Raw genomic sequence first — 17,972 nt, 5'->3', positions numbered from 1 at the left:
CAAACAATCCCCGCCCGTCACGCAGGCTTTGACGGCAATCAATGCGCCTGCCACCCATGGCGCGGCATTGGCGCAATGCCATCCGACGCGCGATGCATCCCCCACATGCAAGGCCCTGATCCCATGCCCGATGCCGACACCACCCCGGACACCATGATCGCCACGCTGACGATGAACCCGACGATCGACGTCGCCTATGAAGTGGAACGGCTGGTGCCCACACACAAAATGCGCACCAACCACGAATACACCAATCCGGGCGGCGGCGGGATCAATGTCGCGCGTGTGTTCGTGCGGCTGGGCGGCAATGCACGGTGCGTCTATCTGTCAGGCGGGCCGACCGGGGTGGCGCTCGATGGCCTGCTCGATCTGCACCAGCTGGTGCGCGCACGCGTGCCGATCGCCGGGCCGACGCGGATCGCGGTCACCATGCTGGAACTGGCCACCGGCCAGGAATACCGCATCACCCCCGAAGGACCGCCCGTGACCGAGGCCGAATGGCGCGCCGTGCTGGCGCAGATCGCCGACATCCGCTGCGCCGCCCTGGTCATCAGCGGATCGCTGCCGCATGGCGTGCCCGATGATTTTTATGCGCAAGTGGTGCGCACGATCGGCGCGCGCGGCGTGCGCGTGGTGCTCGACACCTCTGGCGCAGCATTGCGGGCGGGGCTGGCCGGCGGTGGCGTCGATCTGGTCAAACCCAGCCGGGGTGAGCTGGAGGCGCTGGTCGGCACCACGCTGCCGACCCGCGCCGGCGTGGCCGATGCGGCGATGGCGATTGTCGAGGCCGGCCAGGCGCGACTGGTGGCGGTAACGCTGGGTCACGAAGGCGCGTTGCTGGCGCGGCGCGAAGGCGTGATCGATGTCCCCGCGCTGGCGGTCGAGGCCAAAAGCACGGTGGGCGCGGGCGACAGCTTTGTCGCCGGGATGGTCTATGGCCTGTGCACCGGGCAGGACGATGCGGCATCTTTCCGGCTAGGGGTGGCGGCGGGCACGGCGGCGGTGCTGCACCCCGGCACCGATCTGGCGCGCCCGGCCGATATTGCCCGGCTGCTGGCACAAATCGATGGTCCCGTGGCTTGAAAGCAAGAGGCGCGCGGACCATCTGAAAGCCTACCATCCGCACGGGAGCCTCAGCAGGATTGCCATGACCACTACCGACACCGTTGCCGCAGAAACCGCCGCACCCGAAACCGCCCCTGAAACCAGGGTTTTCGAAGCCGATGTGGCGCGGCTGCTGCACCTGATGGTGCATGCGGTCTATTCCGACCGCGACGTGTTTTTGCGCGAACTGATCGCCAATGCCGCCGATGCCTGCGAAAAGCTGCGCTATGAAAGCCTGGCCAATCCCGCCATCGCCAGCGGCGAAGCCGGGCGCATCACCATCGCGCTGGACGCCGGGGCAAAGACGCTGACGGTGGCCGACAACGGCATCGGCATGACCGAGGCCGACATGATCGACGCGCTGGGCACGATCGCCCGGTCGGGCACGCGCGCGTTCATGGACAAGCTGACTGCGGCCAAGGACGGCGAAAACCCGCAATTGATCGGCCAGTTCGGGGTCGGTTTCTATTCCGCATTCATGGTCGCCGATCAGGTGGAGGTCACCTCACGCCGCGCCGGCACTGACCTGGCGCACCGCTGGTCATCCGACGGTCTGGGCACGTACAGCATTGCCGCGGTCGATGCCGGCGATGCGCCCGCGCAGGGCACGCGGGTGGTGCTGCATCTGAAAGAGGATGCCGCCCAGTACACCGAACGCCACAGCGTGGAACGCATCGTGCGTGCGCAATCGGGCCATGTGCCGGTGCCGATCGACCTGATCGATGCGCCCGGCGGCGAAGCCAGCGCAGTGACCGATGGCAGCGCGCTGTGGACCCGGCCCAAGGCCGATATCACGCCAGAGGAATACACCGATTTCTATCGCAGCGTGGCGGGGCAGTTCGACAGCCCGGCGCTGACGCTGCATTACCGCGCGGAGGGCAAGCACGAATACAACGTGCTGGCGTTCGTGCCCGAAACGCGGCCGTTCGATCTGTTCGATCCCGACCGCACCGGCCGCATGAAGCTGTACGTGCGCCGCGTGTTCATCACCGACGAGGCGGAAATTGTGCCCCGCTATCTGCGGTTTGTGCGCGGGTTGATCGATTCGGCCGATCTGCCGCTCAACATGTCGCGCGAAATGATTCAGCAAAGCCCGCTGCTGGCGGCGATCAACAAAGGCGTGACCAACCGCATTTTGACCGAGCTGGACAAGCTGTCCAACACCGATGCCGACAAATATGCCGCATTCTGGGAAGCGTTCGGCGCGGTGCTGAAGGAAGGGCTGTACGAAGATTACGCCCGGCGCGAAACGCTGCTGGGCCTGGCGCGGTTCCGCAGCACCAGCGGCGGCGACGCCTGGCGTTCGCTGAAGCAATACGTGGCCGACGCGCGCGAAAACCAGACCGCGATCTATTACGCCACCGGCACCGACCGCGACCGGCTGGCAACCAGCCCGCAGATCGAAGGGTTCCGCGCACGCGGGATCGAAGTTCTGCTGCTGACCGACCCGGTGGACAGTTTCTGGGCAGCGGCGGGCGTCGATTTTGATGGCAAGCCGTTCAAATCGGTAACGCAGGGCATGGCCGATCTGGGCCTGATCGCACCGCTGGATGGCGAAACCCCGCCGGCCGAGCCAGCGCCAGAGGCCGATGCCTTTCTGGCATTCGTGCGCGAAAAACTGGGCGATGCGGTGTCGGACGTGCGCGCATCGGACCGCCTGACCACCAGCGCCGCGTGCCTGGTCGCCAGCGAAAACGGCATCGACCGGCAGCTGGAACGCCTGCTGAGCGCCAATGGCCAGGCGCCCAAGGGAACCGCACCGGTGCTGGAGCTGAACTTGCGCCACGCGACCGTCACGCAGTTGTCGGCCTTGCCCGACGACGCCGACCTGAAGGCCGATGGCGCGCATCTGCTGATGGACGAAGCGCGCATCGCCGACGGCGAACTGCCCGAAGACACCCGCGCCTTCGCCGAACGCCTGACCCGCGTCCTGGCCAAAGCGCTGGGCTGACATCCTCCTGCTGAAAGCCCTCCCCCTGCGGGGGGAGGGTTATTCAGGTGACGCTGCCTTCCAGGATTTGTAGCGTTTTCAGGTCGGAATGGAAATCGAGCGCGTAATCGCCGCCTTCGCGGCCAATGCCCGAAATGCCGATCCCGCCGAATGGCGCGGTCAGGTCGCGCACCAGGAAGGTGTTGACCCACACCGTGCCGCCGCGCACCGCGCGGCCAACGCGTTCGGCCCGTTCCGCGCTGCCGGTATAGACCATGCCCGACAGGCCGAACGCGGTCGAATTGGCCAGCGCCACGCCCTCTGCCTCATCGCCAAAGGTCTGAAAGGTCAGCACCGGGCCGAACACTTCCTGCTGCACCACCTCGGAACTGTTGTCGCGCGGCACGATCAGCGTCGGTTCGATCCAGTTGGCGCCGGGTGTGCGCAAATGCCCGCCGCGCACAATGGTGTCGCCCGCGGCGCGCGCGCGGTCGATGAAGCCCATCACCCGTTCGACGTGGCGCGGGTGGATCAGCGCCGACATCGTCGTCGCCGGATCGCGGCTGTCGCCCATGACGTGGGCGTCGGCATAGGCATGGAATTTGGCCAGAAACGCGTCTTTCACGGCATGCTGCACAATGATCCGCGTGCCGGCCATGCACACTTGCCCGCTGTCATCGTATTGCCCGGCGGCCTTTTTCGCGGCCGCATCGATATCGGCATCGGCAAACACCAGCAGCGGTGATTTTCCGCCCAGTTCGGCCGTGAACGGCACGATGTTGGCCGCCGCCGCCCGGCCGATGATCCGCGCGGTCGGCACGCTGCCGGTAAAGCTGATGCGTTTGATGCGCGCATCACCGGTCAGCGCATTGCCCAATTCCGCGCCCAGCCCCTGCACCACGTTGAACACGCCCGGCGGAAATCCGGCCTGATCGACCAGGTCCGCCAGCAGCGACGCCGACAGCGGCGACCAGTCAGCCGGTTTCAGGATCACCGTATTGCCCGCCGCCAGCGCCGGCGCGCATTTCCAGGTGGACAGCATGAACGGCGCGTTCCACGGCGTGATGATCAGCGATGGCCCGGCGGGCATCCGGATCACGCGGTTGGCGGTGCCGCGCGAAGACCACACGCGTTCCTGATGGTCGGTCGCCAGATCGGCATAATTGCGGAAATTGGCCGCCCCGCGCAGGATCACGCGCAACCGCAGGCTTTCCAGCAGCATGCCCATATCCAGGCATTCGATCATCGCCAGCGTTTCGACATTGGCCTCGATCAGGTCGGCCAGCCGGTGCAGATACGTGCCGCGCTCGGCCGGGGACAAGGCCGCCCAAGCCGGAAACGCATCGGTCGCCGCCTGTGCCGCCTGTGCGGCGGTGTCGGCATCGCCGCGCGCAATGTCGGCCAGTTTCCACGACCAGTCGAACGGACAGCGGGTTTCAAACGTAGCGGGCGACGATACCCGGCGCCCGCCGATATAATGATCGGGTGAGACCGAATGGCCGGCGATATCGATGCGCGTGTCCATAAATGCCTTCAGATATAGGGCAGGTAATAGGCAATCTGGCCAGCATCATCGAGCGCGCTGACCGTCTCCAGTTCCTGGCGCTTGATCGCGATGAAATTGGCGATCAGGTCCGCGCCGACCGCCTCGGTCAGCACAGAATCCGCCGCCAGCGCATCGAGCGCGGCCCCCAGATCGTGCGGCGTGTGGCGGTCGGTGTTGATCGTTTCCAGCCCGTCATCGGTTTCAGGCGCCCCGGGGTCCATGCCCGCCTCCACGCCCAGCAATGCCGCCTGCAACAGCGCGGCAATCGCCACATAAGGGCTGGCTGCGCAATCGGCCATGCGGTGTTCGATCCGCGCCGCGGCGCCGGTTTCGGCCGATACGCGCACGGTCACGCTGCGGTGATCGATGCCCCAGTTGGCCCAGTATCCCGACAGGCTGGCGGGTTGCAGCCGGGCATAACTGTTGATGGTGGGCGCCAGGATCGCGGCCAGCGCCTCATGATGGTGCAGCATGCCGGCGATTGCGCCGCGCATGACGGGCGACAGCGTGCCGCTGGCGACATCATCGGCAAACACGTTGCGGCCATCTTTGTCGCGAAAGCTGATGTTGAAATGCAGCCCGCTGCCGCTTTTGTCGGCAAACGGTTTGGGCAGGAACGACAGCAGATAGCCTTTGCGCAACAGCAATTCGCGCGCCATCTGGCGGAACAGGAACGCGTCATCGGCGGCCTTCAGCGCGTCGGCAAAGCGCAAGGTCAGTTCGAACTGCGGCGCATCGTATTCGGCATTCATCGATTCGATCGGGATGTTGCAGGCGTGTGCCGCCTCCCAGATCGTATCGACCAGCCCGGCGGGATCGGTGAACGGGCCGGTGCCATAGACGAACGAGCCCGGCGTATCATAGGGCACCCAGCCGCCATCGGGGCCGCGCTGAAACACATAGGCCTCCATCTCGATGCCCACCATCGGTTCCAGCCCGTGTGCGCGCCACGCCGCGATCGCGCGGATCAGCGCGCCCCGCCCGCACAGCGGAAACGGCGCGCCCTTGAACTGCATTTGCCCCAGCGCGATCCGCGTGCCTGCTTCCCACGAAGGGCGCAAGGTATCGGGATCAAAGTGCATTTCCATATCGGGCAGCCCGTCGAGCAGCCCGCCGCCGGGCGCCGCCACCAGCGTGCGGTCATAGGTCACGGCATAAGTGCCCACGCAAAACCGCGCGTGGCCCTTGGCCGCCTCGATCATCGGCACATATTTGCCGCGCGCCAGATTAAGCTGATCGGCAAACAGCAATCGCGCGCGTTCGAACGCGACGCTGCGCGTTGCATCGGCGGCAATGGGTGACAGGCTGTTCATGGTTCTCCCCGATGCACTTTGTTTTCAGCGTGGTTTGACGCGCACTGGCAGGTGTTTGATGCCGTGAATGAAATTGGATCGCAAATAGCTGTGGTCGGCAACTTGTTCGATCGTATCGATGCGCCTGGCCAGTTCCTGCAACACGATCGCCACTTCCAGCTTGGCCAGCCACATGCCCAGGCAGATATGCGGCCCGCCCTGCCCGAACGACAGGAACGGATTGCGCGGGCGATCCAGATGCAGCGTGTAAGGATCGGAAATCGCGGTTTCATCGCGGTTGCCCGACAGGAACCACAGCACGACTTTGTCGCCGGCGCGCACCTGTTGATCATGAAAGGTGAAATCGCGCGTCGCGGTGCGGCGGAAATGCGATGTGGGCGATGCCCAGCGGATCATTTCATCCGCCGCGCTTTCCCAATCGGTAAAGTCACCCGCCTGCAGCTGCCGCAACAGGTGCGGGTGGTTGGCCAGCGCATGGATGGTGGCCGAAATGCTGTAGCGCGTGGTGTCGTTGCCGGCCGCGACCAGCAGGCAAAAGAAATTGCGAAATTCATCGCGCGACATCTGCGTGCCGTGGCTGGTGGTCTGGCGCACCAGGTTGAGCACGCCGATCTGTTCGCCGGCATCCATGCGGTCGAGCAGGTCGTTGGCATAATCGAACAGCTTTACCGCCGCGGGTGAACGGAACGGCAGCAGGCGATAGGCCTCCGTATCCACCTGATCGATCACGAAATCGGTATAATCGGGGTCTGAGTTGGAAATCAGCGCATCGCCCAGTTCGACCAACATGGGCCCGTCAGCCACCGGCACGCCCATGATCTGCGCCAGCATCTGCATCGGCAGGCGCCGGGCAATGCGATCGACCGCATCGAATTCACCCTCTGCCAGCGCGACATCGAGCAGATCGGTCACGATCGTGCGGATCTGCCCGTCGAACCCGGCGACGGTCGATTTGGAAAACGCCTTTGACGCCAGCGCGCGAAACGCGCGGTGCATCGGCGCATCGGTTTCCTGAAAGGTCTTGCGCGCCTCATATTCCTCTTCCGACTGGTCCTCCATGCGGATGCCCTTGGCCGACGACAGCAGATCGGCCTGGCGGTTGAGATCGAGCAAGTCGGCATGGCGCGTCACCGACCAGAACCCGCGATCACCATTGGCCATGTCCGACCAGGCCATCGGCGTTTCGCGGCGCATGCGGTCAAATGTCGCAAACGGGGCGCCGTGGTTGAACGCATCCTGCGACGACAGATCGACGTGCGGGTCGGTCGAACGGGAAAAGGCATAAGGCATCACGGCATCTCCCTGAATGATTGCCAGCTAGACCGGGCGGGGCCGCCCGTACTTGGCATAAGCGGACAGATATCGCCCCACCTGTTCCGATCTGTGCGCGGCGCGGCTACAACCGCCATCACACAATTGCCGTCTGGGCAGCAGGGAACCGAACATATGGGCGAAATCATCGGAGCCGGGCTGGTCGCGCATGCGCCCACCATCATGATGTCGCGCGAAGACCGCTTTGCGCTGAACGAAGGCAAGGAAATCAGCCTGGTGCCCGGGCTGCACCGGCTGAAAAGCGAAGTGCTGGACGTGCTGAAACCCGATGTGATCGTGCTGTTCGATACACACTGGTTCACCATCGTGGAATTCTGTGTGACCGCGCACACGCGGCGGTCGGGGCTGTTCACATCGGACGAACTGCCGCGCGGGATGCGCCAGATCCGCTATGATCTGCCGGGCAACCCTGTGCTGGCGCAATCGATGGCAGACCACGCCACTGCCGCCGGCGTGCGCACCAACGCGATCGATGATCCGTGGCTGCCGATCCACTATCCCACGGTCAACCTGTCGACATTTCTGCAGGGCAGCGAACAATGGTTGTCGGTCAGCCACGCCTATTCTGCCGACCCGGAGGATTTTCTGGCCGTGGGCAGGGGCATCGGCGCAGCGATCGCCGCCAGCGACCAACGCGTGGTGCTGATCGCCAGCGGATCGATGAGCCACCGGTTCTGGTCATTCCGCGATATTCCGCTGCACGAGGCATCGGACCCCATCCACATCTCTCGCCCCGAAGCGCGTGAGGCCGATTACGAACGCCTGCGCTGGTTTGCCGAAGGCAACCACGCCGCGGTAATCGACACCATGCCCGAATACCTGGCGCATGTGCCCGAAGCGCGATTTGGCCATTACCTGATGATGGCGGCGGCCTGCGGTGGCCGCGACTGGAAGGCCAAAGGCCGCCAGTTTTCAGACTACGAAAACGCCACCGGCACCAGCCAGGTCCACGTGTGGTTCGACATGATCTGAACGTCCTCCCCGAAACCGGGGAGGATGTTGGTCTATGATTTCAGCACCTCGGCCTCCACCCACGCGATAATCTCTGCCCTGCGCGTCCGGTCGTCCAGCAGGTCGCCATCCACGCCCAGTTGCCACGCCAGATCGGCGCGACTGCGGTCGGCGTGGAGCGTTTCCAGCATCAGGTTGTGCGCGGCGATCGCGGCGTGGTCGGCGAAGAAGCCCTGTGTGATCATGTCGTCCTGATCCAGCCGGTTGAGCTGCGCGATCTGCGCCAGATCGAATTCGGGGTGGTATTGCACCCCCCACACCACGCTGTTGTGCAGCGGGATCAGCGCGGCCTGCACCGGGCTGTGCGCATTGCCGGCCAGCAGCGTCGCATGGGGTGGCAGTGCCGACACTTCGTCATAATGGATGCAGGGCGAATCGAACACCGGCGGCTTTGCAGCGAACATCGCGTGCGCGCGGCCGGCGTCTGTCAGCGCAATCTTGCGCGCAATACCCACCTCGCGCCCGCGCGGCGATCGTCCCACGCGGCCGCCAGCGGCGATCGCAGCGATCTGCAAGCCCCAGCATGATCCGAAAATGGGCAAACCCTGGCGTGCCGCCGCCTCCATCAGATCGATCTGGCCGGTCACCGCCGGATCGCGGTCATAGGCGTGCAGCGCCGAACCGGTGATAACCAGCCCGGCATAGTCGGCCCAGCCGCGCCCCGCCGGCAGGCCTTCGCCGGGGTCGGCGGCATAGGCCACCTCCAGCTCAAGATCGGGAAAATGCGCCGATATCGCCTGGGCATAGATGTCGCTTGACCAGCGCACGCCGCGTTCGCGAGCGATGGCACGGCGATCGGCCGGATTGCCCTCCAGCAGCAGCAGACGTGTCATCAGTGCGCCATCTGCAGGCGGTAACAATGCGGTGAAACCCCGCTCCAGCGGTGAAACGCGCGGGTGAAATTGCTGTGTTCGGCATAGCCCAGCCGCAGCGCGATTTCGGCAATCGACAGATCGGGCCGGGTGCGGAATTCAAACAGCGCCTGGCGCATGCGGCATTCATCCAGCACTTCCTGAAACGAGCTGGCTTCTTCGGCCAGTTTGCGCCGCATGGTGCGCGCTGACATGCCGATTTCGCGCGCCAGCCGGTCCTGTTCGATCGGGCGGCAGTTCAGATCGCGCCATACCGCCTGCGCCAGCCGTTCCACCAGCGGCGTGCGGCGCCGGTGTTCAACAATCGCGCGGTTGACCAGGCTCAGATCATTGTTGGGCCGCTCCACCGGCAAGGCCAGATCGAGCAGTGCGGCGGGAAAGCGCATCTGGTTGGTATCGCCGCCAAAACTGCACGGCGCATTCAGCACTTTGCCCATCGGCCCGGGCAGGTCATGGGCCTCCGCCTCGAACACGAATTCAACTTTGTCCCACGCGCCGGCCGTCGCACCCGCACCCTGCCCGCGCAAAATGATCTGCGCGACAATGCCCAGCGTAAACACCGCGTCGTGGTGGCGCGGCCAGATGTCGGGATCGAGAATGCGATAGCTGACCGCAGCCATGTCGCCGTCGCGATGAAGCGTCATTTCGGTGCAATCCTGCAGCACCACAAACAGATCGACCAGCCGGCGCAAGGCCGATCCGACGCGGGTGGCGCCCAGCACCGGTTCACCCAGCGCGCCGCCAAGGGTGGCCAGATCAAAACGCATGCCCGCCGCCCACGGCAGCGACACATCGCGGCGGCGCGCCACCATCTTTTCCGAAAAGCGCACGAATTCGGCCAGCGGGATCGACGGCCGGCTGATATCGCCCGGCCGGGTATCGCGCAGCGCGTGCAATTCCGGCACATCGGCGGCATCGACCAGCCCGTCCCAGCCGTTGAGCGCGCTGGCGTGGACCTGGCTGGTGGTGGCCCGGTGGAAATGGGTACGTTGCGGCACTGTCGTGGCCTGCAGCATGGGTAATCTCTCCGTCATCGTGCGCGTTATACGAAGCTGCACTGACGTGCAGTCATACCTCCCGCCCCGCCTCCCCACCCGACCACCACAGCATGATGGTATCATTGGTGGTCGGCTCCTCAGCGAAAACGTCCCCCGGACGTTTTCGTGCTCTTCGTCGCGGGAGGCGGGGCGGGAGGTATGAGTCGCGCATCGCGCGACCTGATAATAAATCGCTTGTTGATGCGATGGTATCGCAGAGCGACGCATCCGAATTGATCATAATGATCGTTTTTTGATATTTTTAATCACGACCCAACAAAGCATGCCGCGTGGACTTGGCCATTTCGGCCAAGCCCGTCATGGTGCGTGCTGGCAGGGGCAAGGCTGGCGGTCTTTCCGCCGACATTTGAAAAAGGCGCGCGCATGACCACGCACCGACCGCGGGAGATCAACGTCAACGGCCTGCCGGCCATCGCCAGCGCGATTGTGCTGGGCACGATCGGCGTGCTGTCGTTCATCATTCAGCCAGGCATCGTGCAGGGCTATGTCACCCACCTGGGGATGTCGGACGCGACGGCGGTCAATCTGGTCGGGCTGGAAATGCTGGGTGTCGGACTGGCCACCATCGTCATGGCGCTGGTCGGCACCCGCATCGATTGGCGCGTGGTGGTCGCGGGCGGGTTGCTGATTGCGGCTGTGGGTGACGCGGCATCGGCCTTGGCCACCCATGGCCCGCTGTTCGGCTGGTTGCGGCTGTTCGCCGGGTTTGGCGAAGGGGTGATCATTTCGATCAGCTTTACCTTTGTCGGGGTGACCGCGCGCGCCGAACGCAATGTTGCGCTCTATCTGGTGCTGCTGCTGACCTATGGCGCGTTCGGGCTGTGGTATCTGCCGGTGATCCTGGATGCGATCGGCATTGCCGGCATGTTCGCCGTGTTCGCCGTGCTGTCGGCGCTGGCGCTGGTCACCGTGCCGCTGGTGCCGCACGGCTATGGCGCCGGCGATGTGGCACGGCCCGGGGTGCGCCAGTTGCCCGTCCCGCTGCTGGCCATCGCGCTGCTGGCGGTGCTGGCCTATAACATTGCGCAGGGGATTGCCTGGGCAGTGCTGTTTCTGGTCGGCACCAGCGCCGGGCTGGCCGAACAGCCGGTCGCCAATGCGCTGTTCGCATCGCAGATCGCCGCCGTCGCTGGCGCGCTGGCGTCGGTGTTTCTGGCCGAACGACTGCCGCGCGAAGCAGCCATCACCTTCGGCATTCTGGGCGGCGCGGCCAGCATTGCGCTGCTGCTGGGGCATCCGGGGCTGGCGCTGTTTACCGCCGGGGTGTGCGGGTTCAACATGCTGTGGAACTTTGTCCTGCCGTTCATCCTGGGCCGGGTCGGTGATTTTGACCAGTCGGGCCGGATGATGTCGTTCGCGATCGCGATGCAGATGGTCGGTCTGGGCGGTGGGCCGCTGATTGCCGCGCCGCTGATCGATGGCAAAAGCTATCGCATGGTCGAACTGGTGTGCATCGCGCTGTTCCTGATCAGTTTTGCCCTGCTGCGCATCCCCAGCGCGGCGCATCGCCGCCTGCACGCGGCGGCCTGATACCGCCCGCCGCGAATTTGGCCGCATCTGGCAAGATCGCACTGCAAACGCGCTTCATGAAGGCATCTCGGGGCGCAACAAGCGTCCGATCGGTCGTGCCGGCACCGGCCACCGATCAAACGGGGAGTTATCGGCATCATGGCATTCAAAGGCACTCTTTGCGCGCAATCGGCGATTTTCGCGCTGGCAATTGGCGTAATGCCGCACGCAGCACGGGCGGCGGATGCCGCGCCGCCCGCCGCGGTCACCCCGGAACCGGGTGAAATCGTCGTCACCGCGCAGAAACGCGAACAAAGCGCGCAGAAAATCGGCATTGCCGTGACCGCGCTGGGCAAGGACGCGCTGGCCGCGCTGGGGCGCCAGGACGTGACCGCGCTGGCGGGCCAGGTCCCCAATCTGGAGGTTAACCAGTATTCGCCGACGATCACCGTGTTCAACATTCGCGGCGTGTCGCAAAACGATTTTACCGACGCGCAGGAAGCGCCGATCGCGTTCTATGACGACGAGGTTTATATCGGTTCGCTGGGCGCGATCACCGGCATGAATTTCGATCTGGAACGCGTCGAAGTGCTGCGCGGGCCGCAGGGCACGCTGTTTGGCCGCAATGCCACCGGCGGGCTGGTGCAGTTCGTTTCGGCCAAGCCCACTGCCCGCACCGAAGCGTTCGTGACGCTGACCACCGGTTCCTATGGCCAGGTCGCGACCGAAGGCGCGGTCAGCGGCGCGCTGTCCGACAATGTGCGCGCGCGGTTTTCGTTCACCACCAACAATATGGGTGGCTATGTCCGCAACACCATGGGGCCAAGCCTGGGCAACACCAAATTCTATGGCCTGCGCGGGCAGATCGCCGCTGACCTGAGCCCGGCGGACAAGCTGGTGGTAAAGGTGCAGGCGCTGCGCAACGATCACGAACGCAGCGGTGCCTATTCCTGGGCCGCGACCTATCCCGACCCGGCCAACCATTTCCTGGGTGATTATGCCGCGCATGTGCCGGGCGGCAATCCGGGTGCGCCCTATACCGATGCCGGCCAGGGCGCCGATGCCAATGGCTATACCAACCATTCGGGCAGCCCGTTTGTGCAAAGCGAAGACCGCGTGGGCGCGTTCGACCGCACGTTCTGGGATGTCAGCGCGCGTTATACCCACGATTTCGGTGGGGCAGAGCTGGCATCAATTTCCGATTACCAGCATCTGGCCAAGGATTACGGCGAAGATTCCGACATGTCGCCCAACGCCATTTTCCACTATGACACGCACCAGCGCATGACCCAGTTGTCGCAGGAATTGCGCCTGTCGGGCAAGACTGCGCAGCTGAACTGGGTGGCCGGGCTCTATGCAATGAACATCCACACCGCCAACCAGTACCAGGTGGTCAGCCCGGCCAATACCTATCCCGGCATCGGCACGCTGAACTATGGCGGCACGCAGAACACCACCTCGCTCGCCGCGTTTGCGCAGATGGAATATGCCGTCACGCCCACGGTGTCGGTGATCGGCGGCCTGCGCTATTCGCATGATCGCAAACACATCGAATTTCAGGATTATTCGAATGGCACATTGCTGTTCGATTGGGCCACCACCATCCCGGCGGTGGCGCCGTTGCGCTTTGCCACATTCAACAACTGGTCGGGCAAGGCAGAGGTGGATTACAAGCCCGATGCCAACACGCTGATCTATGCCTCGGTCAACCGCGGCACCAAGGCGGGCGGGTTCGGCACGGTGTCCAGCCCGGCGCCCTATACCGATGACCCGGCGACCTCGGTCGCCACCGGGCAGGCGCTGGTGCAGGCGATCCCGTTCAAACAGGAAGTGCTGACCAACTGGGAAGCCGGGTTCAAACTGACGTTGTTCAACCGCACCACGCATCTGAACGGATCGGCATTCTTTTACAATTACGCCAATTATCAGGCGTTTCAGAATATCGGCGTCAACCAGTACATTTCCAACCATCAGGCCTATAACCACGGTGCAGAACTCGCGCTCGACACGCGACCGGTCAAAGGGCTGTATCTGGGCACATTCGTCACCGTGCTGTCGTCAAAGGTAAAGGGCATCACGCTGCCCGACGGCTTTGTCACCGACCGCGTGCTGCCCCAGGCGCCCGAATTCGCAATAGGAGCCCAGGCGCATTACCAGTTCCCCGTCGGCCCCGGCGTGCTGGGCCTGGGCACCGACTGGAAACACGAATCCGGCAGCTATTTTGAAACCAACAACGCCCCCGTCGACTATGAACCCGCGCGCACCATCGGCAATGTGCGGGTGACCTATGCGGTGATGGACGGCAAAGTCGAAATGGCCGGGTTCGTCACCAATGTTACCGACAAATGGTACCGGGTGTACAACCTGGACCTGTCCGGCCTGCTGGGCGCCAGCAACCAGACTTATGCCAAACCGCGCACCTGGGGGGCCAGCATTACCCTGCGGTACTGAAACCGGCGCCGCACAGCCCCCTGCGCGCACGGGGCTGTGCGGGCATGAGTATATTCCGCAGGGTGCAATTGCCCGCGGCTGGCCTACCACGTTTCTCTTCCTGATCCGTGGTGCGAATGACAATGCCAGACCAAAAATACCTGAATATCCTGGTGGCCGAAGACGATGAGCTGATCGCCGAGCTGCTGTGCGACATTCTGGTCGGGATGGGCCACACGGTTTGCGCGGTGACCGTTTCGCAGGCGGCGACGGTTGCGGCCGCTCGCCAGTTTCAACCCGAACTGTTGATCGTCGATTTCCGGTTGAGCCCGGGCAGCGGGGTCGATGCGGTCGATCTGATCATGCAGACCCGGTTCATCCCGCATATCCTGGTCAGCGGCAGCATGGCGCAGTTGCGTGCATTGCGCCCCGAAGCGATCCTGCTGGAAAAGCCCTATACCCGGGCCGCGCTGAGCGCGGCAATCGAGCGCACGATCGAGCATGCTTGACCCCCTGTTGCCCGTTGCCCAATCCGCCGAAGACATATTGCTGAAAGCCGGGGCGTTGCAGGACGCCATTTTCAACAGCGCCAATTTTTCCAGCATCGCCACCGACGCCCGCGGGGTGATCCAGATCTTCAACGTCGGCGCGGAACGCATGCTGGGCTATACCGCGACCGAAGTGCTCAACCGCATCACCCCGGCCGACATTTCCGACCCCGAAGAGCTGATCGAACGCGCCCGATCGTTAAGCCTGGAACTGGCCACGCCGATCTCCCCCGGGTTTGAAGCGCTGGTATTCAAGGCGTCGCGCGGGATCGAGGATATTTATGAACTGACGTATCTTCGCAAGGATGGCAGCCGTTTGCCGGCGGTGGTGTCGGTCACCGCATTGCGCGATGAACAGCACGCCATCATCGGCTATCTGCTGATCGGCACCGACAACACCGCGCGCAAACTGGTTGAGGCGGAACAGAAAAAGCTGGACCAGCGGTTGCGCGACCAGCAATTTTACACCCGGTCGCTGATCGAATCCAACATCGATGCGCTGATGACCACCGATCCGGCGGGCGTGATCACCGATGTGAACAAGCAGATGGAGGCGCTGACCGGCTGCACCCGTGACGAATTGATCGGCGCGCCGTTCAAGGATCTGTTCACCGATCCGGCCCGCGCCGCTGCGGGTATCACGCTGGTGTTGCGCGACAAAAAGGTCACCGATTACGAACTGACCGCGCGCGACCGCGACGGGCGGCAAACCGTGGTGTCGTACAACGCCACCACATTTTACGATCGCGGGCGCAACCTGCAGGGCGTGTTTGCCGCCGCGCGCGATGTGACCGAACGCAACCGGGTCGAAGCCGAACTGAAACAGGCCAAGGCCGCCGCCGAAAGCGCCAGCCGCACCAAATCGGATTTCCTGGCCAGCATGAGCCACGAAATCCGCACCCCGATGCATTCGATCATGGGCATTGCCGACCTGCTGGCACAGACCCCGCTGTCACCCGATCAGCAAAAATATGTCACGATCTTTCAACGGTCCGGCGAAAACCTGCTGAATCTGATCAACGACATTCTCGACCTGTCAAAGGTTGAAGCGTTACAGCTGGAACTGGAACGCACCGGGTTTTCGCTGCCCGATCAGCTGGACAAGATGGCCGAAATGGTGGGGCCGCGCGCGCTGGAAAAAGGGCTGGCGCTGGCGATCACCATTGCGCCCGACGTGCCGGCGAAGCTGGTCGGCGACCCGGCCCGGTTGTGCCAGGTGATGTTGAACCTGCTGGGGAACGCGATCAAGTTCACCATGGCGGGAAGTGTCACGCTGGACGTGGCGCTGGTGCCGGATGGGACGCCCGGCGCGGTTGGATCACCAACGTTGCAGTTCACGGTCACCGATACCGGTATCGGCATCCCCGCCGACAAGCTGGACGGCGTGTTCGAACGCTTCAGCCAGGCGGATACATCGATGACCAGGCGGTTCGGCGGGTCCGGGTTGGGGCTGACCATCTGCCGCCAGCTGGTCGAATTGATGGGCGGGCAAATCCGGGTGCAGAGCGATACCGGCACCGGCAGTGTCTTTTCATTCTTTCTGCCGTTCGAATTGTGGGTGCCGACCGATCCCTTTGCCGCAGAGCCGGTCGATATGATCCGCGACCACGTCTGGCCACCCTTGCGCGTCCTGCTGGCCGATGATTCGCCCGACAATTGCACGATCATCCTGGCCTATCTGGAACACACGCCGTTCGTTATCGAAATTGCTGAAACCGGCGCCATCGCCTGCGACTTGTTCAAAAGCGGACATTTTGATCTGGTGCTGATGGACCGGCAGATGCCGGTCATGGACGGCCTGACCGCGACCAAAACGATCCGCGCGTGGGAGGCCGAAAATGGCCGCGTGGCGACCCCGATCATCGCCCTGACCGCTGCGGCCCTGAAAGGCGATCGCGAAATGTGCCTTTCGGCGGGCTGCACCGTGTTCCTGACCAAGCCGATCAAGCAGGCGGTGCTGTTGCGTGCAATCCGCGACAGCCGCAAACCGGTGCGGCACGGATCGGCCGCCAACGACCACATGGCCATCGCGACCCCTGCTGTGCAAAACCCGGTGAAGCCGCCGATGATCGCCCGGTTCCTGACCCGCTGCCGGGCCAATGTCGCCACCATGCAAGGTGGCCTCGACACCCGTAATTTTGATGCGGTCACGACGCTGGGCCACCAGTTGTGCGGCGCCGGCGGGATGTTCGGGTTTGACCGCCTGACCGAAATCGGCGCCGGGCTGGAACTGGCCGGCGGCAACGCCGATGCGCCAACTGCGCAAAACTGGCTCAACGCCATGACCGCGTGCCTGCAGGCGATCGAGATCAACCAGGAAATTTAGACACCAGGCGCAACCTGTCCTTCAGGTCTTGGTGCTATCGCCGGCCTGGTGTTCGCGTTGGACCCGCGCGCTGCCAGCTGATGGCCACACGTCCACATGCCAAGGCGCCACGATGCCCCAGGACAGTTTTCACAACGAATGCGACCGGATTTCGCAAGGCGTCGATGGCGTGCAGTACGAACGCCAGCGCTGGGCCAAGACCGAAGGGCCAATGCTGGCGAAACTGGTCGAACTGGCCCATGCCGCCATCGCCGACCGTGACGATTTTGAACTGACCGAAGAAGGCGCCAGCACCGACATCAAGCGCTTCGTGCTGAAAGTGCACAGTTTTCGCGTGGTCGGCGTGGTCATGTGGCTGGAACGGGGCCACGCGATGATCAATGCCGAAGAGGTTGGCCGCAGCAAATATGCGCTGACCCCCGGCGCGGCGATATCGGCCGATTTTCAGCATGTTGACGCCGACTGGATGGCCCGCACGTTGCAGGAATTGATGGCGCGCATCCAGTTCTGACCGGTATTTATGGCCCGATCAGGTCCCAGCGGTTGCCGTAAAGATCTTCGAACACCGCGACCGTGCCATAGGATTCACGCCGTGGCGCTTCGACAAAGCGCACGCCACGATCGGTATAGGCGGCATGATCGCGCCAGAAATCGTCGGTTTCCAGAAACAGGAAGACCCGGCCGCCGCTTTGGTCGCCAATCGCACCGCGTTGCCGGTCATCGGCGGCGCGCGCCAGCAGCAGTCCTGCCGCTGAGCCCGGGGGGGCCACCACCACCCACCTCTTCCCGGAACCCAGCGCGGTATCGTGGCGCAAGGCAAAGCCCAGTATGTCGGTAAAATAGGCAATCGCTTCATCATAGTCGCGCACAACCAGCGCGGTCAGGATCAACCTTTGCGGCATGGTTCAGATCCTTGCACGGATGGCGACCGACGCATCATACCAAAGTTCACTGACGTGAACTCATACCGCCCGCCCCGCCTCCCCACCCGAC

At 63.9% G+C, this 17,972-nt stretch carries 14 protein-coding genes; 8 read left to right on the top strand and 6 right to left on the bottom strand.

Translation table 11 applies throughout. From position 1 onward, the window contains the following. Nucleotides 1-123: 123 nt before the first annotated feature. Nucleotides 124-1,083, top strand: a complete 960-nt coding sequence (locus ABWP89_RS13305) for a 1-phosphofructokinase family hexose kinase (RefSeq protein WP_353229851.1) — start codon at nucleotides 124-126, stop codon at nucleotides 1,081-1,083. Between the two features lie 64 nt (nucleotides 1,084-1,147). After that, nucleotides 1,148-3,055 carry a molecular chaperone HtpG gene (gene htpG, locus ABWP89_RS13300; RefSeq protein WP_353229850.1) on the top strand — a complete coding sequence of 636 codons (1,908 nt, stop codon included), beginning with the start codon at nucleotides 1,148-1,150 and terminating at the stop codon, nucleotides 3,053-3,055. 43 nt (nucleotides 3,056-3,098) lie between these two features. Here the strand turns inward: htpG and ABWP89_RS13295 are convergent, their stop codons facing one another. From ABWP89_RS13295 to ABWP89_RS13285, 3 genes are read right to left on the bottom strand one after another with little or no spacing between them, the layout of a single operon-like run. Next, nucleotides 3,099-4,559, bottom strand: coding sequence for an aldehyde dehydrogenase family protein (locus ABWP89_RS13295; protein ID WP_353229848.1), 1,461 nt, complete (start codon nucleotides 4,557-4,559; stop codon nucleotides 3,099-3,101). An 8-nt stretch (nucleotides 4,560-4,567) separates the two neighbouring features. After that, nucleotides 4,568-5,893, bottom strand: a complete 1,326-nt coding sequence (locus ABWP89_RS13290; protein ID WP_353229847.1) for a type I glutamate--ammonia ligase — start codon at nucleotides 5,891-5,893, stop codon at nucleotides 4,568-4,570. Between the two features lie 24 nt (nucleotides 5,894-5,917). Next, nucleotides 5,918-7,183, bottom strand: coding sequence for a cytochrome P450 (locus ABWP89_RS13285; protein WP_353229897.1), 1,266 nt, complete (start codon nucleotides 7,181-7,183; stop codon nucleotides 5,918-5,920). Between the two features lie 156 nt (nucleotides 7,184-7,339). Here ABWP89_RS13285 and ABWP89_RS13280 point away from each other — a divergent pair, with 156 nt between their 5' ends. Further along, entirely contained in the window at nucleotides 7,340-8,197 is an 858-nt protein-coding gene (locus tag ABWP89_RS13280) for a 3,4-dihydroxyphenylacetate 2,3-dioxygenase (protein ID WP_353229846.1), read from the top strand. Nucleotides 8,198-8,229: 32 nt separating this feature from the next. Here ABWP89_RS13280 and ABWP89_RS13275 read toward each other — a convergent pair whose 3' ends face one another. Further along, nucleotides 8,230-9,069, bottom strand: a complete 840-nt coding sequence (locus tag ABWP89_RS13275; RefSeq protein ID WP_353229845.1) for a type 1 glutamine amidotransferase — start codon at nucleotides 9,067-9,069, stop codon at nucleotides 8,230-8,232. Then, nucleotides 9,069-10,124, bottom strand: a complete 1,056-nt coding sequence (gene qhpR, locus ABWP89_RS13270) for an AraC-like transcriptional regulator QhpR (protein ID WP_353229843.1) — start codon at nucleotides 10,122-10,124, stop codon at nucleotides 9,069-9,071. Before qhpR ends, ABWP89_RS13275 begins: the two co-directional genes overlap by 1 nt. Nucleotides 10,125-10,529: 405 nt before the next feature. Between qhpR and ABWP89_RS13265 the strand changes: the two genes are divergently transcribed. From ABWP89_RS13265 to ABWP89_RS13245, 5 genes are all read left to right on the top strand, one after another. Then, complete coding sequence (locus tag ABWP89_RS13265; protein WP_353229842.1) at nucleotides 10,530-11,696, top strand: MFS transporter; 1,167 nt, start codon at nucleotides 10,530-10,532, stop codon at nucleotides 11,694-11,696. Between the two features lie 138 nt (nucleotides 11,697-11,834). Beyond that, the gene (locus tag ABWP89_RS13260) at nucleotides 11,835-14,126 is read left to right on the top strand and encodes a TonB-dependent receptor (RefSeq protein ID WP_353229841.1); all 2,292 of its coding nucleotides are present in this window, start codon (nucleotides 11,835-11,837) and stop codon (nucleotides 14,124-14,126) included. A gap of 116 nt (nucleotides 14,127-14,242) precedes the next feature. After that, nucleotides 14,243-14,614 (top strand): response regulator, encoded by a 372-nt coding sequence (locus ABWP89_RS13255; RefSeq protein WP_353229840.1) that lies wholly within the window; start codon nucleotides 14,243-14,245, stop codon nucleotides 14,612-14,614. Next, nucleotides 14,607-16,979, top strand: a complete 2,373-nt coding sequence (locus ABWP89_RS13250; protein ID WP_353229838.1) for a PAS domain S-box protein — start codon at nucleotides 14,607-14,609, stop codon at nucleotides 16,977-16,979. The genes ABWP89_RS13255 and ABWP89_RS13250 overlap by 8 nt, the downstream gene beginning before the upstream one ends. 112 nt (nucleotides 16,980-17,091) lie before the next feature. Then, nucleotides 17,092-17,490: a hypothetical protein gene (locus ABWP89_RS13245; RefSeq protein ID WP_353229836.1), complete on the top strand. Its 399-nt coding sequence runs from the start codon at nucleotides 17,092-17,094 to the stop codon at nucleotides 17,488-17,490. Nucleotides 17,491-17,497: 7 nt separating this feature from the next. Here the strand turns inward: ABWP89_RS13245 and ABWP89_RS13240 are convergent, their stop codons facing one another. Further along, nucleotides 17,498-17,881, bottom strand: a complete 384-nt coding sequence (locus ABWP89_RS13240) for a VOC family protein (protein WP_353229834.1) — start codon at nucleotides 17,879-17,881, stop codon at nucleotides 17,498-17,500. Nucleotides 17,882-17,972 lie beyond the last annotated feature (91 nt).

The sequence above is a fragment of the Novosphingobium sp. genome, assembly GCF_040398825.1.
Taxonomy (GTDB): domain Bacteria; phylum Pseudomonadota; class Alphaproteobacteria; order Sphingomonadales; family Sphingomonadaceae; genus Novosphingobium.
The sequence above is the reverse complement of the archived record's forward strand: the minus strand, read 5'-3'. Positions and strand labels throughout refer to the sequence as shown.

Excerpts from the sequence above, each read along its gene's own strand:
- ABWP89_RS13305 (WP_353229851.1), top strand. The coding sequence starts at position 124 with ATGCCCGATGCCGACACCACCCCGGACACCATGATCGCCACGCTGACG.
- htpG (WP_353229850.1), top strand. The coding sequence starts at position 1,148 with ATGACCACTACCGACACCGTTGCCGCAGAAACCGCCGCACCCGAAACC.
- ABWP89_RS13295 (WP_353229848.1), bottom strand. The coding sequence starts at position 4,559 with ATGGACACGCGCATCGATATCGCCGGCCATTCGGTCTCACCCGATCAT.
- ABWP89_RS13290 (WP_353229847.1), bottom strand. The coding sequence starts at position 5,893 with ATGAACAGCCTGTCACCCATTGCCGCCGATGCAACGCGCAGCGTCGCG.
- ABWP89_RS13285 (WP_353229897.1), bottom strand. The coding sequence starts at position 7,183 with ATGCCTTATGCCTTTTCCCGTTCGACCGACCCGCACGTCGATCTGTCG.
- ABWP89_RS13280 (WP_353229846.1), top strand. The coding sequence starts at position 7,340 with ATGGGCGAAATCATCGGAGCCGGGCTGGTCGCGCATGCGCCCACCATC.
- ABWP89_RS13275 (WP_353229845.1), bottom strand. The coding sequence starts at position 9,069 with ATGACACGTCTGCTGCTGCTGGAGGGCAATCCGGCCGATCGCCGTGCC.
- qhpR (WP_353229843.1), bottom strand. The coding sequence starts at position 10,124 with ATGCTGCAGGCCACGACAGTGCCGCAACGTACCCATTTCCACCGGGCC.
- ABWP89_RS13265 (WP_353229842.1), top strand. The coding sequence starts at position 10,530 with ATGACCACGCACCGACCGCGGGAGATCAACGTCAACGGCCTGCCGGCC.
- ABWP89_RS13260 (WP_353229841.1), top strand. The coding sequence starts at position 11,835 with ATGGCATTCAAAGGCACTCTTTGCGCGCAATCGGCGATTTTCGCGCTG.
- ABWP89_RS13255 (WP_353229840.1), top strand. The coding sequence starts at position 14,243 with ATGACAATGCCAGACCAAAAATACCTGAATATCCTGGTGGCCGAAGAC.
- ABWP89_RS13250 (WP_353229838.1), top strand. The coding sequence starts at position 14,607 with ATGCTTGACCCCCTGTTGCCCGTTGCCCAATCCGCCGAAGACATATTG.
- ABWP89_RS13245 (WP_353229836.1), top strand. The coding sequence starts at position 17,092 with ATGCCCCAGGACAGTTTTCACAACGAATGCGACCGGATTTCGCAAGGC.
- ABWP89_RS13240 (WP_353229834.1), bottom strand. The coding sequence starts at position 17,881 with ATGCCGCAAAGGTTGATCCTGACCGCGCTGGTTGTGCGCGACTATGAT.